Below are 18,859 nucleotides of genomic sequence, written 5' to 3'. Positions count from 1 at the left end.
TGCTCCCCTCAGAGCCGAATCGTCAGCAGATCTTTCCCCTTTATCACGGTCCCGCGAAAATTCTCCGCTGCCTGAGCTTTCACGTCGGCGCGATCTGCGGGCGGATAGAAATGCGACAGCACCAGTCGATCCACGCCGGCCTCTTCTGCCACCTGGCCGCATTCCCCCGCATGCATGTGCACCGGTCCCGGCTTCGTCGCCGGGAACGAACAATCCAGCACGGCCACGTCGGCTTCACGGCACAGGCGCACCAAGCTGTCGCAGTATTGCGCATCGCCTGAGTAGACCAGCGTCTTGTTCTTGTGCTCGATCCGATATCCCACGCTATTCAGATCCGGAACATGCACGATCCGGCGGGGAGTAATGAGCGTCTCACCGATCCAAAAGGCTCGGTCCGTCACTTCTTTCAGATGTACTCGGAACGGCGGATCGGAAAAGCTGGGGAAGGTGGCCATGATGCTGCGGAACAGGGCTTTCGCCCCGCGCGGGCCGATCAGGGTGAGATCGGGGCGCCATCCGCCGCCATGCTTGGTATAGATCACCGCGTCAAAGTAGAAGGTGATGAAATCGGAAAAGTGGTCGGCGTGAAAATGCGAGAAGAGGATGTGGGTGATGCGATGGCGGTCGGTGCCCGTTTTCAGGAGATTGGACAGTGTCCTGGGGCCGAAGTCCAGCAGCATGGTCTGGTCGGTACGGACGAGATAGCCGGCGGCGGCCCTGGTCGGGTGAACATTCGTGCCAGAGCCGAGAATGGTCAGCCGCATGTCTAGGATGTTCCTCGCTTGAAGCTGTCACGAAGGCGGAGGAGCAGCCGCCGCGCGTCGTCGACCTCTTTCGGGCTCAATGCCCGTTCGAAAAACGGTTTCAGAAACGCGATATGGGCGGCGTACGTTCTGCGGAAGATGCCGCCGCCCTTCTCGGTGAGTTGAATCCTGATTTGGCGGCGATCGCTGTCGACGGACTCACGGCGAATCAATCCCTTGGCCGCCAGCCGGTCGAGCACGCCGGTGAGTGTCCCCTTGGTCACAAGCGTTCTGGCCGATAACTCAGAGCAGGTCATGCCATCCGTATCTCCCAACGTCGCAATGACGTCGAACTGGGACGGCGTCAGCTTCAACGATCGGATATGGCGGTTATCGGCGAGCCAAAACGCCTGGTAGGCTTCTACCAACGGTCTGACCAGCTTGAGATGGGGGTCGTCTTTCAGATCGGGAAGTTCCACGGGCGGAGCATATTCTGCCGCGGTCATGGGGTCAAGAGACGACGGGTTGATGTGAGTGTTTGCGTGCATGGCAGGGGGATCTTTCATTGACGGCGCGAGGGATGCGCCCGTATGATCCGCTCCCATGTTGCGACGCGCTGACCAGGGCCAGGCCAATCTGAGCGCCATTGTCATCCTCCTAGGGGTCGTCATTACCTCGGTGTGGGTGTGGAAACGGCTGTCACTGGAATCGCAGGAATACGTGATCGACCAGGCGATTCCGCTGGCCGCTGCGGTGCTCGGCATCGGCGTGCTGGTAATGGTGGTTATTAAGAAGATCCGCCGGCGGGTGCAGCAAACACGCAAACGGGATCGATTGCTCGCGGCCTTTCAGCGGGAAACCGTTCGCGACAAGAAACTTGAGCTGTCATTCGCCCTGGCGGAAGTGAACGGGTATCGGGTGAACGGGCTTGAAGCGGTGGCGCCGGCGCTCAAAGAGCTTTGGGTGAGCACGTTGCGCCGCGCGGTCGGGGAGAAGCAACATCGCATTCGCGGGATGGCCGCCAGTCACTTGGGGGTGCTGCAGGACCGTTCGATCGTTCCGTTGTTGCTCGCCGCGCTCGAAGACGATCATGCCTATGTCCGGTCCTGCGCGGCCTTGGGATTGGGCCGCCTGCGCGCCTCCGAGGCCCGGGAAAAACTTGAAGAAGTGATGAAGGAAGATTGGGATCAGACCACGCGCAGTCGCGCCAAAGAAGCGCTGGAACGACTCACGCCGCCATAATGGCCGGAGCGGCTGATTCGACGGTCCACTGGATCAGGGCGATCTCCGGCCGGCAGTTCCACCGCAGCGGGAGAAACGACCAGCCGAGTCCTCGATTGACATACAGCCGCTGGCCGCCCTTTTCGTGGTGTCCGGCAATCCGGCCATTGCAGCCTGGTGGCAGCCAGATGGTTGGAATTCCGGGAATTCTCCACTGACCTCCGTGGCTGTGTCCGCACAAAATCAGGTTGGCATGATGCTGCGGTTCCATTTGATCGAGAATATTCGGGGCGTGCGCGAGCAGCAGCGTAAACCGATGCTGGGCTTGGGCCGGTAGGCATCGGAGATCGGCTCGGTGCAGCGACGGATCATCCACCCCGACAAGGGCCAGTTCGCCGCCGTTCGTGTGAATCGTCGCCGACTCGTTGATGAGCAGCGTGATCCGATGCCGCTCCGCCCAGTGGCGGAACTGTTCGACGGGAACGCCGCTGTAGTGGTCATGATTGCCCAGCGTGACATAAACCGGGGCAATGGTGCGCAGTTGCGCGAGAAATCGAAACAGGTGAGGCAGGCCCTCCGGGACATTCAACAGGTCACCGGTAATGAAAATCCAGTCCGGCTCCAATCCTTTGACTTCGTCGGCGATCAGATCGTGGCGGGGCTGGTGGCGGTCGAGATGGAGATCGCTCAGATGGACGGCCCGGTGGCCGGCCAGCACCCGATGAGGAAAGGTCAGACGGGTGACGGCATGTTCCGACAAGCCGATTTCGCACTGTGGAAACAGGCTGAAGAGGCGATAGAAGGGTTCACTCAGGCAGGTGCCGACAAACGCCCGGGCACGATCGGGCCACGAATGGCTAACCCTCATTTGGTGACTCGGTCAAGTTCGGCCCGGTCGGCCGGTGAGACTCGATAGCCTTTTTCGTACAGTTGGGCCATGCCGGTCATCAGGTGTTCCAGATCTCGCATGCGATACCAGTCATCGAAGCGCCCGGCGAGCGAGGCCGCCTGTGCGCCGGGAGAGCGGGTGGAATCGAACGTGAGGGCCAAGGCCGGGAAAATATCCTGGAGCTCCTCCAGGCTGTAGCGGCCATCGTCGTTGCGATCGCCCACGAGGGCGTACTCATAGAACGTCAGGCTGACGGATAGCGCTGTTTGCGTGCGGTGAAAGTCCTGGCGGACCGAGTCTAGCCCGCGCGGATAGGCTCGCAGACATTCCTCCTTACTCGGAGGCTGGAGAAGCAGATCCAAGCGGATGGGCTGGGCGATCGGTGGGGCTGAAGGCTGTTTGTCTTGATGATAGAACCAGTTGGTGCAGCCGCTGGCTTGTGCGAAGGCCGTCTTGTCCAGCTCGATTTGCCGTTGAATATGTTGCGTGAATTGGCGGAAGACGTCGGATTGTTTTCCCGGCCGATCAGATTCGGCTGAGACGGAAAGGGGAAGCAAGCCTGCCAAGCATGTACAGGCGACTGCGATGAGCAGCGGCATCGCCGGGACGTTTCCGGTATGATCGGGCGAGCTTGGCTGGACGCGCTTCAACATAATTCAATATACCATGGGCCTTGGTCTTCCCCGAAGCAAGTGTCGAGAATTATCCATGACGCAACCATCGGATGGTGAAGAGTGAATACACAAGCCGAGCCGTTTCTTACCGCCTCAATCCCCGGCATCGGCGGGGTGATGCGGGCGACCCACGAGGATTTTCAAGTCGAAGAGCGTCCGTTGTATCTCCCGTGCGGAGACGGCGAGCATCTGTATCTGAGCGTGACCAAGCGCGGATTGTCGACGCCGGATCTGGTGAAGAACTTTTCGTCGGTGTTGGGAGTGAAAGCCCAAGCCATCGGGGTCGCCGGATTGAAAGATGCGCGCGCGGTGACGACTCAAATGGTCTCGGTCCAGGGTGTGGATCAAGACCGGATCTCCCGGCTGGCGATCGACGAACGGGTGCTAAAGGTGGAGGTGCTGGGACGGCACCGCAATCGTTTGCGGACCGGCCATCATGCGGGGAACCGGTTTCGCCTGGTGGTTCGTGACGTGGCCTCGCATGCGGCAGAGTCGGTGCCGGCCATCCTCGCCGAGCTGGGACGCCGCGGCGTGCCGAATTACTTCGGTCCGCAGCGCCAGGGAAAACGCGGGGACAACCATGAAGTCGGCGCCGCCCTGCTGCAAGATGCCCGTCGACGCGAGAAGATGAGTCGGGCCAAACGGATGTGGTATTTGAACACGTACCAGTCCTATCTCTTCAATCTTATTCTGGCCAGGCGCATCGATCGGATCGATCGGGTGTCCGTCGGCGATTGGGCGATGAAGTCGCAGAACGGCGCCTGTTTTTTAGTCGAGGATGCGGAGAAAGAACAGATTCGCGCCGACTGTTTCGAGATCAGTCCGACAGGCCTCTTATTCGGCTCGCGCGTGTCCTGGGCCGAAGGAGAGCCGGGCGTGATCGAACAAGCGGTCGTGGGTGAGGCGGGCACGACGCAGGAGGCGCTGGTTGCGGCAGCCAAAGACTGTGGTTTTCGCGGTGAACGGCGGGCCCTGCGTGTTCCGTTGGCTGAATTGGAGTGGGCGCTCGACGGGACGGCGCTCACCCTCACGTTTGCGCTGCCCCCCGGCGCCTACGCGACGAGTGTCTTGCGGGAGGTCATGAAAGCTGGCGAGGGACACGAGGCGAGGGGCACTGGGCAAGAGGAAGGAGGAGGCGCTGTGAGTGCATGGTAGGATTGTGCCATAAACCTCTAGCCTCGCGCCTCAAGCCCCTAGCCCTGAGAGGTTTCGAATGACCCAGCTCCAAGAAACGATCGTCCTGCGTGGCCACATTATCGACTCACTGATCCTGGCGAAGGTCCTGGATCTGATTCTGATGATGGGAGGTTCGTTTGACCTCGATCAGGTCGAGATCGGGCGCACCCGAGAGGATCAGTCTCAGGCGCGGATTATCGTGCGGGCGCCGACGCTCGCCACGCTGAACCATATCCTGCGCGCGATTCAACCGCACGGCGCCGTGGTCGAGCGCGACTCCGACTGCATCCTGCAGCCGGCCCCAGCCGATGGCATATTCCCCGATGAATTTTATTCCACCACCCATTTGCCGACCGAAGTGCGCCTGAACGGGACATGGCTCGATGTCCAACGGGTCGAGATGGACCTGGGTATTACCGTAGATCAGCAACACATGACTGCCAGAACCGTTCCGATGGTCGATGTCCGCAAGGGAAACATGATCGTCACCGGCCAGGCCGGCGTGCGCGTCATTCCGATGCAGCGGCCTCGCGAGCGCGATGTCTTTGCCTTCATGGAGTCCACGGTCTCTCCCGAACGTCCGCATAGCCACGTTATTGCCGATGTCGCCCGGCGGATGCAGCTGATTCGCGACGAGCGGCGAGCGGGAAGCGGGCAGGCCAAGGTCTTGCTGGCCGGAGGGCCCGCGATCATTCATGCCGGCGGGCGGGATGCGCTGACGTGGTTGATCGAGGAAGGATTCATCCACGTGTTGTTCTGCGGCAATGCCCTGGCGGCGCACGATATGGAAGCCGATCTCTACGGAACCTCGTTAGGCTACGCGTTGACTGTCGGGCATGCGGTTCCGCACGGGCATGCGCATCATCTGCGAACCATCAACCGGATTCGAGCGATCGGCAGCATTCGGGGCGCCGTCGAATCCGGCGTGATCAAGCGCGGGATCATGGCGGCCTGCATCAGGGCCGGGGTTCATGTGGTCATGGCCGGCACGATCAGAGACGATGGCCCATTGCCCGGTGTCATCACCGATTCGATGCAAGCCCAAGCGGCCATGCGGGAGGCGATTCCAGGAGTCGGGCTGGCGCTCCTGGTCGCCTCTACGCTGCACGCGGTGGCTACCGGTAATCTGTTGCCCGCCGCCGTGCCGACCGTCTGTGTCGACATCAATGCGTCGGTTCCCACGAAGCTCGCCGATCGAGGCAGTTTTCAAGCCGTTGGCCTGGTGATGGATGCGGCCTCTTTTCTCAACGAACTGGCCAGGCAGCTCGGGAGGTCCCTGTGAGCCGGCTGTTGGTCTGCCCTCCGGACTATTTCGACATCGAGTATGAGATCAATCCCTGGATGCGGCGTTCAAACACGGTCGATCATGTCAGTGCCGTCACGCAGTGGCACGGTCTCATGCATGTTCTCGAGCGGGAAGTTGGAGCCGTACTGGAGCGGATGCGTCCGGTGCCGGGGTTGCCGGATTTGGTGTTTACCGCCAATGCCGGTGTGGTCGTCGGCCGACGGGCGGTCGTCAGCCGGTTTCGCTATCCCGAGCGCCAACGGGAGGAAGCCTATTTCGAGGACTGGTTTCGCAGTGCCGGCTATGACGTGGTGACGTTGGAGCCCGAGTTCTTTTTCGAAGGTGCCGGAGACCTGCTGGGATTTTCCGATTGCTGGTTCGGAGGCTATCGCCAGCGATCGGACATACGGGTGTTCCCGCTGCTCAGCGACGTTTTTACGCAGGAGATCATTCCCCTGGAGCTCGTCGACGGACGGTTTTACCATCTCGATACGTGCTTCTGCCCTCTGTCAGGCGGCGAGCTGCTCTACTTTCCGGCGGCGTTCGATACGGATGGACAGGAGGTCATCATAGAGCGGGTGCCCGAAGGGGCTCGTCTCGTTGTCCCTGAAAGCGAAGCGGTGAGATTTGCGTGCAATGCGGTGTGCGTGGGGAAACATGTCGTGCTTCCAGCCGGATGTCCCGAGACGGAACGGCAGCTCCAGTCCCGTGGATATCGAACGCACTCTCTGCCGCTGGACGAATTTATGAAGTCCGGCGGGTCGGCGAAGTGTTTGACGCTCGCGCTCGACTGAAATTTCCAGGCTGCTGAAAATGCCTACGTTCTGATCTGCCCAATCCAGTCGCGCCGAGACGCGCCTTCCCCAAGCGTCGTTCTCGGCGCGTGAGAATCCTCAACGTACCTCACGGGGGAGAAGTTGTGCTGGCAGCGAGGGGTGGGCGGGTGAGACGGTCGCGCTTCCGGTTGGTGTCTCGCCTGCGGCCTTGCTGGCGACCATTTTGAGGAGCTGCATTGCGGACGGGTCAGCGTTTTCTGAAAAAGAAGGCGGCATACAGCCCCGCAATCGTCACGGTGGTCAGCTCGATGGTGAGCAACATGCGGCTGACGATCGCCTCGGGGGTCGGCGGGGAGAGGACGCTGTGGAAGCCGAGGAATTCCGGAGGCTGACTCGGCGGGGTTTCCCAGGGAGGGAGCAACACGGCGAGGATCAACGTGCCGACCATGCCGTAGAGGACATTCAGGTTCAATTGCTCCGGGGTTGTCGGCTGAGGGGGCGGGGCCTGGGACTGGACCGGCGAGGATGATGCGGTCGCCGCGAGCCGTTGTCCGCACTGGGTACAGAAGCGATTGATCTCCGGCAGCGACTGGTGACAACTTGGACAAGTCTGCATACCCTGCATACTACGGCGAATCGGAGTTCTGCGTAAACCCGCGGGGCAAAGTATTTACACGAGGAGGAAATAGTATCGGATGTGTGTGCCGAAGGTGTGTGCCGCGCTGCCGGTTCATGGCAGCGCGACGATGGCCTAGAAGTGGTAGCTGATTCCAAAGGAAAGGAATAGAGGGTTGTAGGTAGCTCTGAATCCAAGGCCACCATTGTCGTTGCCTTCAAAGTTGAGTCTCACATAGTTGTATTTAACCTCGGTAAACCCCGTAAGATGCTTTGTGAAGAAGTATTCTACGCCTGCCTTAGCATTCAAGCCTAGCCGGGTGGAACTCTGTGAGCCTTCAAATCCTGACTGGGTCGTAGTCACTTTTGCCAGAAATATTCCTGGCCCGATCCCAAGATAAGGCTGAAGTCGCATCTTGTGGTATCGGAACATTAAATTAAGAGGCGCTATCGTGACTACGCGAAAGTGATCTCCGGTAAATGTTCCATTCGCTTCTCCGCCGGTGACAGGTCCGAAATCTCTGAGGACTGCAGATGTGGGAATCGTCACTCTTGTCTGCTGCTGCTCTATGTGGGGAGTTCTGTAGTTAGCTTCGAATTCGATGCCGAACCAACGGGCTCTTGGGAAGTAGTAGCCAACCTTTCCACCTAGCAAGGGAGAGCCTGCGAGGTCGCGGCCTGACATCGATCCTGAGGGTGAGAAGTCAGTGAGGTCAACGCTAGTGAGGCGGTTTCCTTTAAGGGCAGTTCCGATCTGTCCCCCGATGTAGGCTTCGGGATACGCATAGGGCGTGGCGATAAGAAAGGACAAGAGGCCCGCCAAGAGAGCTCCTCCAAAGGTGTGTTTCGTATGCATTTGTTGCGTCATGGGCTTCCTCCGGCTACGTCTGCTCGTGTTCTATCCTATGTCTCTAGGGCCTTCCCGCGAAGGGTTTTCTCGAATTTGTCCACAGAGGGAGCAAGGCATGTGCCATCGTCCCTCGGGGGTCTAACGCTTCGGTTGCTCCTGGCTTGACAGATCTGAGAGCGCCGTTCCGTTCGTTGACTCCTAGCCAGGGGCTTCCTATAATCCGCGCCGCTTGGTTGAGCGGTCTGCCGCGGCTTCCATTTTCACCATTGGATTGATCCGGAATGCAGGAGATCAGATCACTCGGAGTCATTGGAGCGGGTGCTTGGGGGACCGCTCTGGCCAAACACCTGGCCGAAAAGGGGCTGGAGATCCGCCTCTGGGCCTATGAACGCGATGTGGTCGATTCCATCAACGCGACACAGGAGAATCGAGTCTTTCTTCCGGGTGTTGCGCTTCCCCGGACGCTGACCGCGACTACGTCTCTGGCCGAGGCGATCGAGCAGCGTGACGGTGTTCTGTTTGTGGTCCCGTCCCATGTGACGAGACAAGTCCTGCGCAATCTGGCTTCCTGCCTGTCGCGTCCGATTCCGCTCATCAGTGCCACCAAAGGAGTGGAGGAAGACAGCTCAAAACTGATGACCCAGGTCATGGACGAGGTGCTTCCGGAATCCATGGAGCAATATCTGATGGCACTCTCCGGGCCGAGCTTCGCCAGCGAACTCAGTGCCGGGAAGCCGACGGCGGTTTGTCTGGCCGGGCGGGACGCGCAGCTCGTGGCACGGTTTCAGACTGCCTTGATGACACCGGCTTTGCGGGTCTATGCCGATACCGATCTCATCGGATTGCAACTCGGCGGGGCGCTGAAGAATGTCATGGCGCTGGCCGCCGGAGTGGTCGACGGGTTAGACCTGGGTCACAATGCGCGAGCGGCTCTGATTACCCGCGGGCTTGCGGAGATCGTGCGATTGGGCGTGGCGATGGGGGCAGATCCGCGGACATTATATGGGCTCTCCGGCGTGGGCGATCTGGTATTGACCTGCACCGGTTCGCTCAGCCGGAACCATACGGTTGGGGTGCGATTGGGCCAGGGCGAATCCCTCGATGCTATTTTGGGTGGGATGCAGGCCGTGGCGGAAGGGGTCCGCACGGCTCGGGCGGCGCTGGGTTTGGCGCGGCGGCATCAGGTCGACATGCCGATCACGCAGGAGATCAATGCTGTGCTGTTCGAAGGAAAGTCCTGCCGGAAGGCGGTGAGTGATCTGATGGAGCGGGATGCGAAGCCGGAGAAAGGGCGGATATGAGTCCGGAGGGGATTGAGCAGCTGTTAACGGATGTACGAACCGGTCGGATGACCGTTGCACGCGCGGTCCAGCGGTTGCGCAGCCTGCCGTTCGAAAATCTCGGCTTTGCCTCGCTGGATCATCATCGGTCGCTCCGTCAGGGCTTTCCTGAAGTGCTGTTGTGCGAAGGCAAGACGGCGAAGCAGTCGGTCGCCATTGCCCGCGCGCTGATCAAGAAGGGCGGGCCGTTTCTGGCAACCCGGGCCGAGCCGTCCGTCGCCAAAGCCATCATGAAACTTGATCGCCGTGCCCGCTATCATGCCGATGCGCGCATCGTGGCGATCGACAGCAAGCCTGCGCGGCGTGCAGGGCATATTCTGGTTCTGACCGCCGGGACCGCGGACGTGCCGGTCGCCGAGGAGGCGCGAGTGACGGCAGAGGTGATGGGCAGTCATGTCGAAACGCTGTACGACGTGGGCGTCGCGGGACTGCATCGGTTGTTAGGCCGGAAGGATCGGCTCTTCGAAGCGCGCGTGGCAATCGTGGTGGCCGGGATGGATGGCGTGTTGCCAAGCGTGGTCGGAGGGTTGGTCGACTGTCCTGTCGTGGCGGTGCCGACGAGCCGGGGATACGGCGCAAGCTTCGGTGGCCTTGCCGCGTTGCTCACGATGCTGAATTCCTGCGCGGCCGGTGTCGGAGTGATGAATATCGATAACGGATTCGGGGCGGGGTGTCTCGCCCATCGCATCAATCTGATGGGCAACTCCCCTCGTCTGCCGGCAGCTACTTGACGGTCAGTTCCCCGCGTTTAGGCCAGGCCACCATCATGGTGCGCAGCCCTTTCTCACTGTTCGTCAGCAACTTAATGCGGACTTCGTACGCATAGGTCCCCGGGCCAGCCAGTTGCTTCCGATGATCTTTCCCGTCCCAGGACAGGCGAATCGGGAGCGTCGTTCGTGCTTCGCCGGGCTTGGTTGATTGCGGCTGAAGTGCCTGGCGATGCGTCAGAAAACGCAACGATGTTTTCGAGGGGGAACTGATCAGGGAGGAAACTTCAAGGACGGTCGCGCCATTCAGCTCTTTCGGGAGCTGGACGTTCACGGAGAATTCCAAGGGCCCGTTGCCTGCCTCATAGGGCGTCGGCGCGATGCGTAAGTCCAGAATTTTGAGTTCCGGTTCCGGGCGCGGGACACGCGGAGGCTTTGTTTTGGCAAAGCCGTCGAGGGGAGCCAGCATGACGAGGCCGACGATGCAGCTCAGCATCAGGCCCGTCGTCGCGAAGCGCCCTGCGCGTCCTGGTGCCCGGTGGTCTCGCAAGGCTGGTTGTGTGCTGTCGGAAGTGTGTGAGTGGAAGGCGGCGGACTCAGAACAGTTGTTTATCATATATGGGGGATAACATAGGCTCTGGGGGCTGTCAATGAAAGACCGCCAGGGTGCTCGAAAAGACCGCCCGCGTTGTTCCCCGCCTTTGCAGAAACGTTTCGCACGGGCAGGTCGCGTCGCGCGGAAGCTCGAGATACCGGAGCGTACGACTCATCTCTTCGCTTGCTGCGGTCTTGCTGAACGGTCTTTTTGAGCATCCTGCTGCGGCAACCTGAATGTAGCGATTGCCGTTGTGCGGCGCCTTGGGTAAGATGTGCGGCTTGTTACGATGTGTCGATAAGGAGCGGGAGTGGGACGACGGTTGCATTTCGATTGTTTCTCGGGCGTGAGCGGCGACATGGTGCTCGGCGCCCTGGTCGATGTCGGGCTTTCGCTGGCCACGCTGCGCACCGAACTCAAACGACTCAAGTTGACCGGATATCGTCTTGAACAACGGCAAGTGCATCGTGGCGCATTGCATGCGACCAAGATCACGGTTGCGATTCAACGCGGATTCGATCGTCCGCTCACGCTTTCCCGTATTCAAAAAATTCTGGCCGCCAGCACGTTGCCGGCGGTTGTGAAAGAGCAGAGCCGGACGGTGTTCGACCATCTTGCGGCAGCTGAAGGGCTGGCCCATCGAGTCGCCACGCGCGATGTCCATTTTCATGAAGTCGGCGTCATCGATTCGTTTATCGATGTTGTTGGGGGAGTGTTGGGCTGTCATCTGCTCGGGGTCACGACGGTCACGGCTTCGGCGGTGAATGTCGGAGCCGGGACGATTCGAACGGCTCACGGGTTGCTCCCGGTTCCCGGACCGGCAGTCGCCGCGCTTGCGAAGGGCATTCCCATCTATTCGGAAGGGCCGCGCTGTGAGCTGGCGACGCCGACCGGGATGGCGCTGTTGCGTACGTTGGCGGCTTCGTTCGGGTCGATGCCTGTGCTCGAGTCCGCGCAAGTCGGGTATGGTGCCGGAGACGCTGATCCTGAGGGGTGGCCTAATGCGCTCCGGGTCTTTCTGGCCGATGAGACCGCGTCAAGCGGGCGGCCGACCGATCGAGTGGTGCAGATCGAAACGAATCTCGACGATCTCAATCCCCAAGCCTACGAACATGTAATGGCGCAGTTGTTTGCCGTCGGAGCGCTCGATGTGGCCTTGATCCCCGTCATTATGAAACGCAGCCGGCCCGGCGTCATCCTGAGTTGTCTCGCGCCGCGCGAACATGCCGATGCGGTGATGGAAGTGGTGTTGCAGGAAACCACGGCGCTGGGTGTCCGGATTCAAGAGCTCGACCGGCAGGTGCTCCCGCGGCGGTTCATGACGGTGAAAGTGACGGGTGGATCGGTCCGGATGAAAATCGGCGAGGTCGGAGCCGGGTGGGAAAAAGCGGCGCCGGAATATGTCGATTGTCAGAAGATTGCGGTTCGGACCGGACGTCCGTTGAAAGATGTCATGGATGAGGCGCGCGTCGCGTACTCTCGGGTGGCGCCGCGGAAGGGAAAGAAGGGGGCACGTTCGTGACCCTGCTCTTCTACGTGGTGCTGTTTCTTGTGTCGGTGGCCGTCACGTTGGGTGGCTGCGGCTTATTCACCAATGCCATCGAGTGGTTGGGGAAGCGGCTCGGAATCTCCGAAGGCGCGGTCGGCAGTATCTTCGCGGCGATCGGAACCACGCTGCCGGAAACATCGATTCCTGTCATCGCGATCTTTTTCGGGAAGAGCCAGCAGGAAGCGGAAGTCGGTTTGGGCGCGATTCTCGGGGCTCCCTTCATGCTCAGCACGCTGGTGTTGCCGATTCTCGCCCTGCTGCTGATCCTGTTCGCCCGAGCCGGCAAGCGGTCGGCCCAGTTCCATTTGAACTACGGCGAGGTCAGGACGGATCTGACGTTCTTCACGATCGGGTACGCCGTCGCGCTGGGCTGTGTGTTTATTCCATCCCATGCGGTTCATGTCGCAGCCGCCGTCGGGCTCATGAGTCTCTATGTCTACTACATGAAGATCAAATTCAGCGCCGAAGACGAAGAGGGCGGCGATGGTTCGCTGGAGCCGTTGTTGTTTGCCAAGCAGGCCACGACACCATCCTATATGATGATCGGGCTGCAGGCCGTCGCAGGTCTCGGCGGGTTGATTGCGGGAGCGCATTTATTTGTGACCGCCGCGGAAACTGTGGCTGCGACGTTTGCCATCTCCCCGCTGATCCTGGCGTTGTTGATCGCGCCTTTGGCGACGGAATTACCGGAAATGTCGAACAGCTTTCTCTGGCTCTATCGGAAGAAAGATCGTCTGGCAATCGGGAATGTGACCGGGGCCATGGTGTTCCAAGGAACCTTTCCTGTTTCAGTGGGGTTGATCGGAACCGAATGGGCCCTGGCGCCTTCGGCGATGCTCACGATGGTGTTGGCCGTGGTCGCAGCAGGCCTCTGCCTGCTCCAAATTCTCGTCGGCGGCCGATGGCAACCCTTGTTGCTGGGCGCCGGCGCCATCCTGTATGTGGGGTATACGGTGTATCTCTATGTCGGGGGGTGACATGTGAAGGGTGACGAGTGATGAGTGCGAAAAAGCTGAAGATGGAATTGAGTGAAAAACCGTTGCTTGGGATTACCATGGGCGATCCCGCCGGGATCGGACCGGAGGTGATCGCCAAAGCGCTGGCGGGCCGGGAGGTGCAGCGCCTCTGTTTGCCGCTGGTCATCGGGTCTGTGCCGGTCATGGAGCGGACGGTCAAGAAGTTACGGCTCAAGCTGAATGTGGTGCCGGTCCATGGCCACGATCCTGTTCCGCTGAAGGGGAATACGGTGGCGGTGCTGGATCCGATGGAGAGGCCGCTGAAAACATTTACCGCGGGCGTGGCGGCGGCGGAAACCGGCGCGGCGTCTGTCGAGTTCATCAAGAAAGCCGTGCATCTGGCGGCAATCGGCTGCATCGACGGCATCGTCACGGCGCCGATCAATAAAGAAGCCATCAATATGGCGGGCTGTCACTACCCTGGCCATACCGAATTGCTGGCCGATCTGACCCACGCCAAAGAGTCCGGCATGATGATCGTCGGCGGTCCGCTCCGCATCATGTTCGTCACCACGCATGTTGCGATCAAGGATTTGTCCAAGCTCCTGACTCAGGCGAAGATCGAGAAGGCGATTCGCCTCGCCCATCAGGCGCTCACTACTCTCTATGGCATCAAGAAGCCCAGAATCGGAGTCGCCGCGTTGAATCCCCATGCCGGTGAACATGGGCTCTTCGGCAATGAGGAAGCCCGGGTGATCCTCCCGGCCGCCCGTGCCGCGCAGGCGCAGGGAATTCTGGCCAGCGACCCGCAGCCGGCCGATACGCTCTTCGGCAAAGCGGTCAAGGGGCAGTATGACGGCATCGTGGCGATGTATCATGATCAGGGCTTGATCCCGTTGAAGCTCGTGGCGTTCGGGACCTGCGTGAATCTGACGGTCGGACTCCCGATCATCCGCACCTCCGTCGATCACGGCACGGCGTTCGATATTGTCGGGAAAGGCGTGGCCGATCCCGGCAGTCTATTGGAAGCGATCACGCTGGCCGCCAGGATTGCCCAGAGTCGCGCGACGGCGCGCGTGAAATAGGAAGGACACCACCGATATGTCGCAGGAAGTATCTAAGGGACTCGCAGTGATCCAACAGCAGATCAAAGAACTGGATGCGCTGGCCAAGCAAACGCTTGAAGATTTGAACACGGTGGCGGGTGACGAGCGCGTGGCCAAATGGAAAACCCGTACGGTCACGCTCATTACCGAGGCGGTGGGGGCGGCGGAGGGGCAGAAGTTTGCCGCGATTCACCCGGGCCCGTCGTTTACCAATGATCTGGTCGAAGAGTTCAACGACTTGATCGACGGCTATCGTACGCCGTTGGCGGCGCTGGCCAAGCGGTTGGCGGCAATCCCACCACGCCCTGCTCCCGGTGCGTGAGGCGTGGGACGTCCGGATTCTCCTGCCGATCCTCCCGCCGCGATCAAACGGCTCGGTCAGAACTTTCTCATCGATCCCAACATCGTCCGCAAAATCGTGGCGCTGGCGGACATTGCCCCGAACGACCGGGTCCTCGAAATCGGCCCTGGCCGCGGTGTTCTGACCGAGATACTGTGCAAAGCCGCCGGCCATGTCACGGCTGTTGAAATCGACCCCCGGCTTCATGCCTATCTTGCCGAACGGCAGGCGGAGTTTCCCAATCTGACGCTCGTGCTTGAAGACGCATTAGTCTATCCCGTGGAGCATCTGCCGGTCGGGACCATCGTGGTCGCCAATTTGCCGTACTACATCTCGACGCCGTTGCTGTTCAGATTGTTGGATCAACGCGATCGATTCTCCCGGCTGGTGCTCATGCTCCAGAATGAAGTGGCCGACCGGTTGGTCGCCAAGCCCGGCAGTTCCGACTATGGCGTCTTGTCCGTCATGGCGCAGTACGCCGCCGAGATCACGAAAGCCTTCCGTGTCTCCGCCCAATGTTTCCGACCCAGGCCGGCAGTCGGTTCTGCCGTGGTGTTACTGCGGACGAGAGCGCGGCGGGAACTCAGCCCGCAAGAAGAGCCGAAGTTTGCCTCGCTGGTGAAAGCGGCGTTTGCCCACAGACGCAAAACGCTGGTCAACTCGCTCAAGGATGAAGGCTATGACCAGATGCGCATTGCCGGAGCGCTTGAGCGGCTGACTCTTTCTCCGTCCGTCAGGGCGGAAGTGCTCTCGCTTGAGCAACTGATCCAGTTCGCGCGCTGCATGCACTTTCCGGCGTAAATCTGGAGCGTCTGGATAGCGCCAGGATTGGTCTTGCCGTGCGGTCGTTGTTTGAAACGATTTCCCCCCTGTGTTAGCATCCGCGACATGGGTGCTACTACGTCGGCGAAGCGGGGAGAACCCCGTCGCGCCCCTGCTCCTCCTTCCCATATTCAGCGTGAAGTCATCGGCGTGATCTTAATCGCGCTGAGCTTGCTCACGCTGTTGAGTCTCTTGTCATTTGTGCCGGGCGAAGCCGAGACGGTGGCGTCCGGCGCTCCGGCAGCGGCTCCTCCACGCAATTTGATCGGTTCCTTCGGGGCGGTACTCGCCGGGGGATTCTTTTTCCTGATCGGCGGGGCCGCGTACCTGTTTCCTCCCTTGCTCGGCAAGCTTGGCCTGCGCTGTTTCTCTCAGAGTCCCGTCAGCGTCCGGTTGCGCACGGCCGTCAGTTCGCTCGGGGCGGTCTGTTTCCTGAGTGCCTTTCTGCATCTTGAAGCCACCGCCGTGCCCACGTTGAGCAGCGGTTTCGTCCATCGAGGGATGGCAGGCGGAGTCTTCGGCCAGGTCCTGGCAGATGGGCTCAAGTCCTGGTTTGCCAGCACCGGCGCCCACATTGTGATTCTGGCCAGCTTCTTAGTCTCGCTCTTGTTCACGACCCCGCTGTCACTGACCGAGTTGGTTCAGGGCTTTCCCGCACGCTGGGATGCCTGGAGAGAAAAGCTTGCGGCGCTGATGCCGGAACCGGCGGTTGAACCGCCGGTGGAGTCCGGGAACCGCCGGCAGCGGAGCCGCATCGTGAAGGACAGTCCGGAGCCCGAACCGGAAGCCCTCGTAGAGGCCACGACCATTGCTGAAAGCGAATCGGCCCCGGTGACCGAGTGGCCGGTGATTCAGCCGCCGATCGCATCGTTTCCCCCTCCTGTCGAAGCGAATGAACCCGAGGTGGAAGCGGTGTCAACGCAGGTCGATGCCGGGGATTATGAACTTCCCGATCCGGATGAGTTGCTGAGTGATCCGACCGGTCCGATTACGCGCATGTCGGACGAGGAGCTGAAGGCGCAGTCGGATGTGCTCATGCGCGCCTTGGCGAGTTTTGGCATCATCGGCAAGGTGACGGAAGTGCGGCCCGGGCCGGTCGTGACGATGTATGAGTTCGAGCCGTCGCCGGGAACCAAGGTCGCGAGGATTGTGAATCTGGCGGACGATCTGGCTCTGGGGCTGAAGGCGATCAGTCTGCGCATTGTCGCGCCGATTCCGGGGAAGTCGGTGGTCGGGATCGAAGTGCCGAACCTGGCTCGCGAAACGGTGTCGATGAAAGAAGTCGTGATGAGCGAGACCTTCACGAAGGCCCGCTCGAAGCTCACGCTGGCGCTGGGCAAAGATATCTTCGGCGCTCCGGCGATCGCGGATCTCAAGACGATGCCGCATCTGCTGGTGGCCGGCGCCACCGGGGCCGGCAAGAGCGTCGGGCTCAATACGATGTTGTTGAGCATTCTGTTTTCCGCGCGGCCGAGCGAGGTCAAGCTTCTCCTGATCGATCCGAAGATGTTGGAGTTTTCGTCGTATGACGGCATCCCCCACTTGCTGCGGCCCGTCATCACCGATGCGAAGTCGGCGGCGCGCGGGTTGGGATGGGTGGTCGCCGAGATGGAACGGCGGTACAAGTTGCTGTCGGAAGCCGGCGTCCGGAATATCGACGCGTACAATCGCAAGGTAGCCGGGTTGCATGAGGTGTTTGCGGAAGAGACGGCGGCGGCGAATCAGCCCGAATTGCCGATCCAGTTTCTGACGGAAGAGCAGCGCCTTTCTGCCGGTGAGTCGACGGATCCCGAGGTCGCCCCCGGTCCTCGCGATCGTCCGACGCCGCCTGAGCCGCTGCCCTATATTGTCGTGATGATCGATGAGTTGGCCGATTTGATGATGGTGGCGCCGAAGGATGTCGAGGACAAGATCGCCCGGTTGGCGCAGATGGCCAGGGCGTCCGGCATCCATCTCGTGCTGGCGACGCAGCGGCCGTCGGTGGATGTGTTGACGGGCTTGATCAAGGCGAACTTCCCCGCCCGGATCGCGTTCCAGGTTTCGTCGAAGACCGACTCGCGCACGATTCTGGACGCCAACGGCGCCGAAGCGTTGCTGGGTCGCGGCGACATGCTGTATCTGGCGTCAGGGACAGGGCGGCTGGCCCGGCTGCACGGATCCTTCGTCTCCGATGACGACGTGCGGCGGGTCGTGGACTTTGTGAAGAAGCAGGCGCTGCCCAAATACGATCCCGAGCTGCAATCATTGAAGCAGGAAGACGCGGCGGAAGAGGAAGCCAAAGACGAAGTCTACGAGCAGGCGAAAGATTTGGTGCTCTCGACCGGTCAGGCCTCCGCGTCGTTGATTCAGCGGCGGTTGCGCGTCGGCTATCCCCGCGCTGCCAGGATGATTGAGCAAATGGAAGCGGATGGGATTGTCGGCGCGGCGGGCCGGGACGGGCGCCGGGAAGTGTTGGGCCGCCGTGGCCCGGTGGGAGCAACTGAAGCATGAGTGGATGGAAAGCCCTGGTGTTCGTCGGGATTGCGGTGTGCGTGCCGGTATGGTCTGTCTGGGCCGTCGATGCGGTGCCTGATGAGAAAGCGATGCAGGAAGTGCACGAGGTCGTGCGGCAGTTGCAGGCCCGTTATGAAAAGACGAAGGATCTCCAGGCGGACTTTACGCAAAAGACCAGAATTGAGGGATTCGAGCGGCCGGTGACGTCCTCGGGCAAGGTCTACATCAAGAAGCCGGGACGACTGCGGTGGGACTATCTCGATCCGGCTAACGAACAGATTTATGTGAACCACGACGACGTCAAAGTGTATGTGCCGGAGCATAAGCAGGTGCTCATCGGGAAGCTGACGCACATGGCGGCATCGCAGGCGCCGTTGGAACTGTTGCAGGGAGCGGCGAAGCTGGAAGAGTCCTTTGAGATTTCTCCGGCGACCGGGAAAGAGCGCGGTGCGGGCGGGCTTCGCCTCCTGAGTCTGGTGCCGAAGGGGCGCGAGACAGATCCCTCGCGGCATGTGCAGCGGATCGTCGTGGAGGTCTTTCCGAAGACCTATTTTATTCGTACCGTGTGGCTCCATGAGATCAGCGGGAATGTGGCCACGTTCGAATTTTCCTCGTTAAAACCGAATCTCGGACTGGGGGAAGAGGTCTTCGACTTCAAGGCACCGGCCGATGTCGAGGTGGTCAAGGCGCCGGTATTGAATTAGCCGGCTTCTGTCAGGCGA

Annotated in this window: 20 protein-coding genes; 13 read left to right on the top strand and 7 right to left on the bottom strand. The window is 60.7% G+C overall.

What is annotated here, in order from left to right; genetic code table 11:
• Positions 1-8: 8 nt before the first annotated feature.
• Together Q8N04_05305 and Q8N04_05300 are read right to left on the bottom strand one after the other, a co-directional pair.
• Positions 9-764 carry an MBL fold metallo-hydrolase gene (locus Q8N04_05305; GenBank protein MDP3090073.1) on the bottom strand — a complete coding sequence of 252 codons (756 nt, stop codon included), beginning with the start codon at positions 762-764 and terminating at the stop codon, positions 9-11.
• Positions 765-766: 2 nt separating this feature from the next.
• Positions 767-1,291 carry a MarR family transcriptional regulator gene (locus Q8N04_05300; GenBank protein ID MDP3090072.1) on the bottom strand — a complete coding sequence of 175 codons (525 nt, stop codon included), beginning with the start codon at positions 1,289-1,291 and terminating at the stop codon, positions 767-769.
• Between the two features lie 55 nt (positions 1,292-1,346).
• On the opposite strand from Q8N04_05300, the gene Q8N04_05295 reads away from it, so the two are divergent.
• Positions 1,347-1,985: a HEAT repeat domain-containing protein gene (locus tag Q8N04_05295; GenBank protein MDP3090071.1), complete on the top strand. Its 639-nt coding sequence runs from the start codon at positions 1,347-1,349 to the stop codon at positions 1,983-1,985.
• Here the strand turns inward: Q8N04_05295 and Q8N04_05290 are convergent.
• Both Q8N04_05290 and Q8N04_05285 read right to left on the bottom strand, forming a co-directional pair.
• Positions 1,972-2,832 carry a metallophosphoesterase gene (locus Q8N04_05290; GenBank protein MDP3090070.1) on the bottom strand — a complete coding sequence of 287 codons (861 nt, stop codon included), beginning with the start codon at positions 2,830-2,832 and terminating at the stop codon, positions 1,972-1,974. The two genes, Q8N04_05295 and Q8N04_05290, sit on opposite strands and share 14 nt — an antisense overlap.
• A complete protein-coding gene (locus Q8N04_05285; GenBank protein ID MDP3090069.1) occupies positions 2,829-3,506 on the bottom strand; it encodes a hypothetical protein in 678 nt (225 codons plus the stop codon). Before Q8N04_05285 ends, Q8N04_05290 begins: the two co-directional genes overlap by 4 nt.
• 81 nt (positions 3,507-3,587) lie before the next feature.
• Here Q8N04_05285 and Q8N04_05280 point away from each other — a divergent pair, with 81 nt between their 5' ends.
• From Q8N04_05280 to Q8N04_05270, 3 genes are read left to right on the top strand one after another with little or no spacing between them, the layout of a single operon-like run.
• Complete coding sequence (locus Q8N04_05280; protein MDP3090068.1) at positions 3,588-4,682, top strand: tRNA pseudouridine(13) synthase TruD; 1,095 nt, start codon at positions 3,588-3,590, stop codon at positions 4,680-4,682.
• 58 nt (positions 4,683-4,740) lie between these two features.
• The gene (locus tag Q8N04_05275; protein MDP3090067.1) at positions 4,741-5,985 is read left to right on the top strand and encodes a TIGR00300 family protein; all 1,245 of its coding nucleotides are present in this window, start codon (positions 4,741-4,743) and stop codon (positions 5,983-5,985) included.
• Positions 5,982-6,782 (top strand): arginine deiminase-related protein, encoded by an 801-nt coding sequence (locus Q8N04_05270; protein ID MDP3090066.1) that lies wholly within the window; start codon positions 5,982-5,984, stop codon positions 6,780-6,782. Before Q8N04_05275 ends, Q8N04_05270 begins: the two co-directional genes overlap by 4 nt.
• A gap of 229 nt (positions 6,783-7,011) precedes the next feature.
• Here Q8N04_05270 and Q8N04_05265 read toward each other — a convergent pair whose 3' ends face one another.
• Together Q8N04_05265 and Q8N04_05260 are read right to left on the bottom strand one after the other, a co-directional pair.
• A complete protein-coding gene (locus tag Q8N04_05265) occupies positions 7,012-7,380 on the bottom strand; it encodes a zinc ribbon domain-containing protein (protein MDP3090065.1) in 369 nt (122 codons plus the stop codon).
• 135 nt (positions 7,381-7,515) lie between these two features.
• The gene (locus Q8N04_05260; protein ID MDP3090064.1) at positions 7,516-8,247 is read right to left on the bottom strand and encodes an OmpW family outer membrane protein; all 732 of its coding nucleotides are present in this window, start codon (positions 8,245-8,247) and stop codon (positions 7,516-7,518) included.
• 263 nt (positions 8,248-8,510) lie between these two features.
• Between Q8N04_05260 and Q8N04_05255 the strand changes: the two genes are divergently transcribed.
• Both Q8N04_05255 and larB read left to right on the top strand, forming a co-directional pair.
• Complete coding sequence (locus Q8N04_05255; protein MDP3090063.1) at positions 8,511-9,530, top strand: NAD(P)H-dependent glycerol-3-phosphate dehydrogenase; 1,020 nt, start codon at positions 8,511-8,513, stop codon at positions 9,528-9,530.
• Positions 9,527-10,300 (top strand): nickel pincer cofactor biosynthesis protein LarB, encoded by a 774-nt coding sequence (larB, locus tag Q8N04_05250; GenBank protein MDP3090062.1) that lies wholly within the window; start codon positions 9,527-9,529, stop codon positions 10,298-10,300. Before Q8N04_05255 ends, larB begins: the two co-directional genes overlap by 4 nt.
• On the opposite strand, the gene Q8N04_05245 is transcribed toward larB, so the two are convergent.
• A complete protein-coding gene (locus Q8N04_05245) occupies positions 10,293-10,772 on the bottom strand; it encodes a hypothetical protein (protein MDP3090061.1) in 480 nt (159 codons plus the stop codon). The two genes, larB and Q8N04_05245, sit on opposite strands and share 8 nt — an antisense overlap.
• Before the next feature lie 409 nt (positions 10,773-11,181).
• Here Q8N04_05245 and larC point away from each other — a divergent pair, with 409 nt between their 5' ends.
• The 7 genes from larC (at position 11,182) to Q8N04_05210 (ending at position 18,841) form a co-directional block, all read left to right on the top strand.
• Positions 11,182-12,393 (top strand): nickel pincer cofactor biosynthesis protein LarC, encoded by a 1,212-nt coding sequence (larC, locus tag Q8N04_05240; protein MDP3090060.1) that lies wholly within the window; start codon positions 11,182-11,184, stop codon positions 12,391-12,393.
• Complete coding sequence (locus tag Q8N04_05235) at positions 12,390-13,397, top strand: hypothetical protein (GenBank protein ID MDP3090059.1); 1,008 nt, start codon at positions 12,390-12,392, stop codon at positions 13,395-13,397. The genes larC and Q8N04_05235 overlap by 4 nt, the downstream gene beginning before the upstream one ends.
• 20 nt (positions 13,398-13,417) lie before the next feature.
• Entirely contained in the window at positions 13,418-14,461 is a 1,044-nt protein-coding gene (pdxA, locus tag Q8N04_05230) for a 4-hydroxythreonine-4-phosphate dehydrogenase PdxA (GenBank protein ID MDP3090058.1), read from the top strand.
• Between the two features lie 16 nt (positions 14,462-14,477).
• A complete protein-coding gene (locus tag Q8N04_05225; protein MDP3090057.1) occupies positions 14,478-14,804 on the top strand; it encodes a hypothetical protein in 327 nt (108 codons plus the stop codon).
• Between the two features lie 3 nt (positions 14,805-14,807).
• On the top strand, positions 14,808-15,623 hold the full coding sequence (rsmA, locus tag Q8N04_05220; protein ID MDP3090056.1) for a 16S rRNA (adenine(1518)-N(6)/adenine(1519)-N(6))-dimethyltransferase RsmA: 816 nt from the start codon (positions 14,808-14,810) through the stop codon (positions 15,621-15,623).
• 87 nt (positions 15,624-15,710) lie between these two features.
• The gene (locus tag Q8N04_05215; GenBank protein MDP3090055.1) at positions 15,711-18,134 is read left to right on the top strand and encodes a DNA translocase FtsK; all 2,424 of its coding nucleotides are present in this window, start codon (positions 15,711-15,713) and stop codon (positions 18,132-18,134) included.
• Positions 18,131-18,841, top strand: a complete 711-nt coding sequence (locus tag Q8N04_05210) for an outer membrane lipoprotein carrier protein LolA (GenBank protein ID MDP3090054.1) — start codon at positions 18,131-18,133, stop codon at positions 18,839-18,841. The genes Q8N04_05215 and Q8N04_05210 overlap by 4 nt, the downstream gene beginning before the upstream one ends.
• Positions 18,842-18,859: the final 18 nt, after the last annotated feature.

It is taken from the genome of Nitrospira sp. (assembly GCA_030692565.1).
In the GTDB taxonomy this organism is placed as follows: domain Bacteria; phylum Nitrospirota; class Nitrospiria; order Nitrospirales; family Nitrospiraceae; genus Nitrospira_D.
This window is presented reverse-complemented; position numbering and strand designations above follow the sequence as displayed.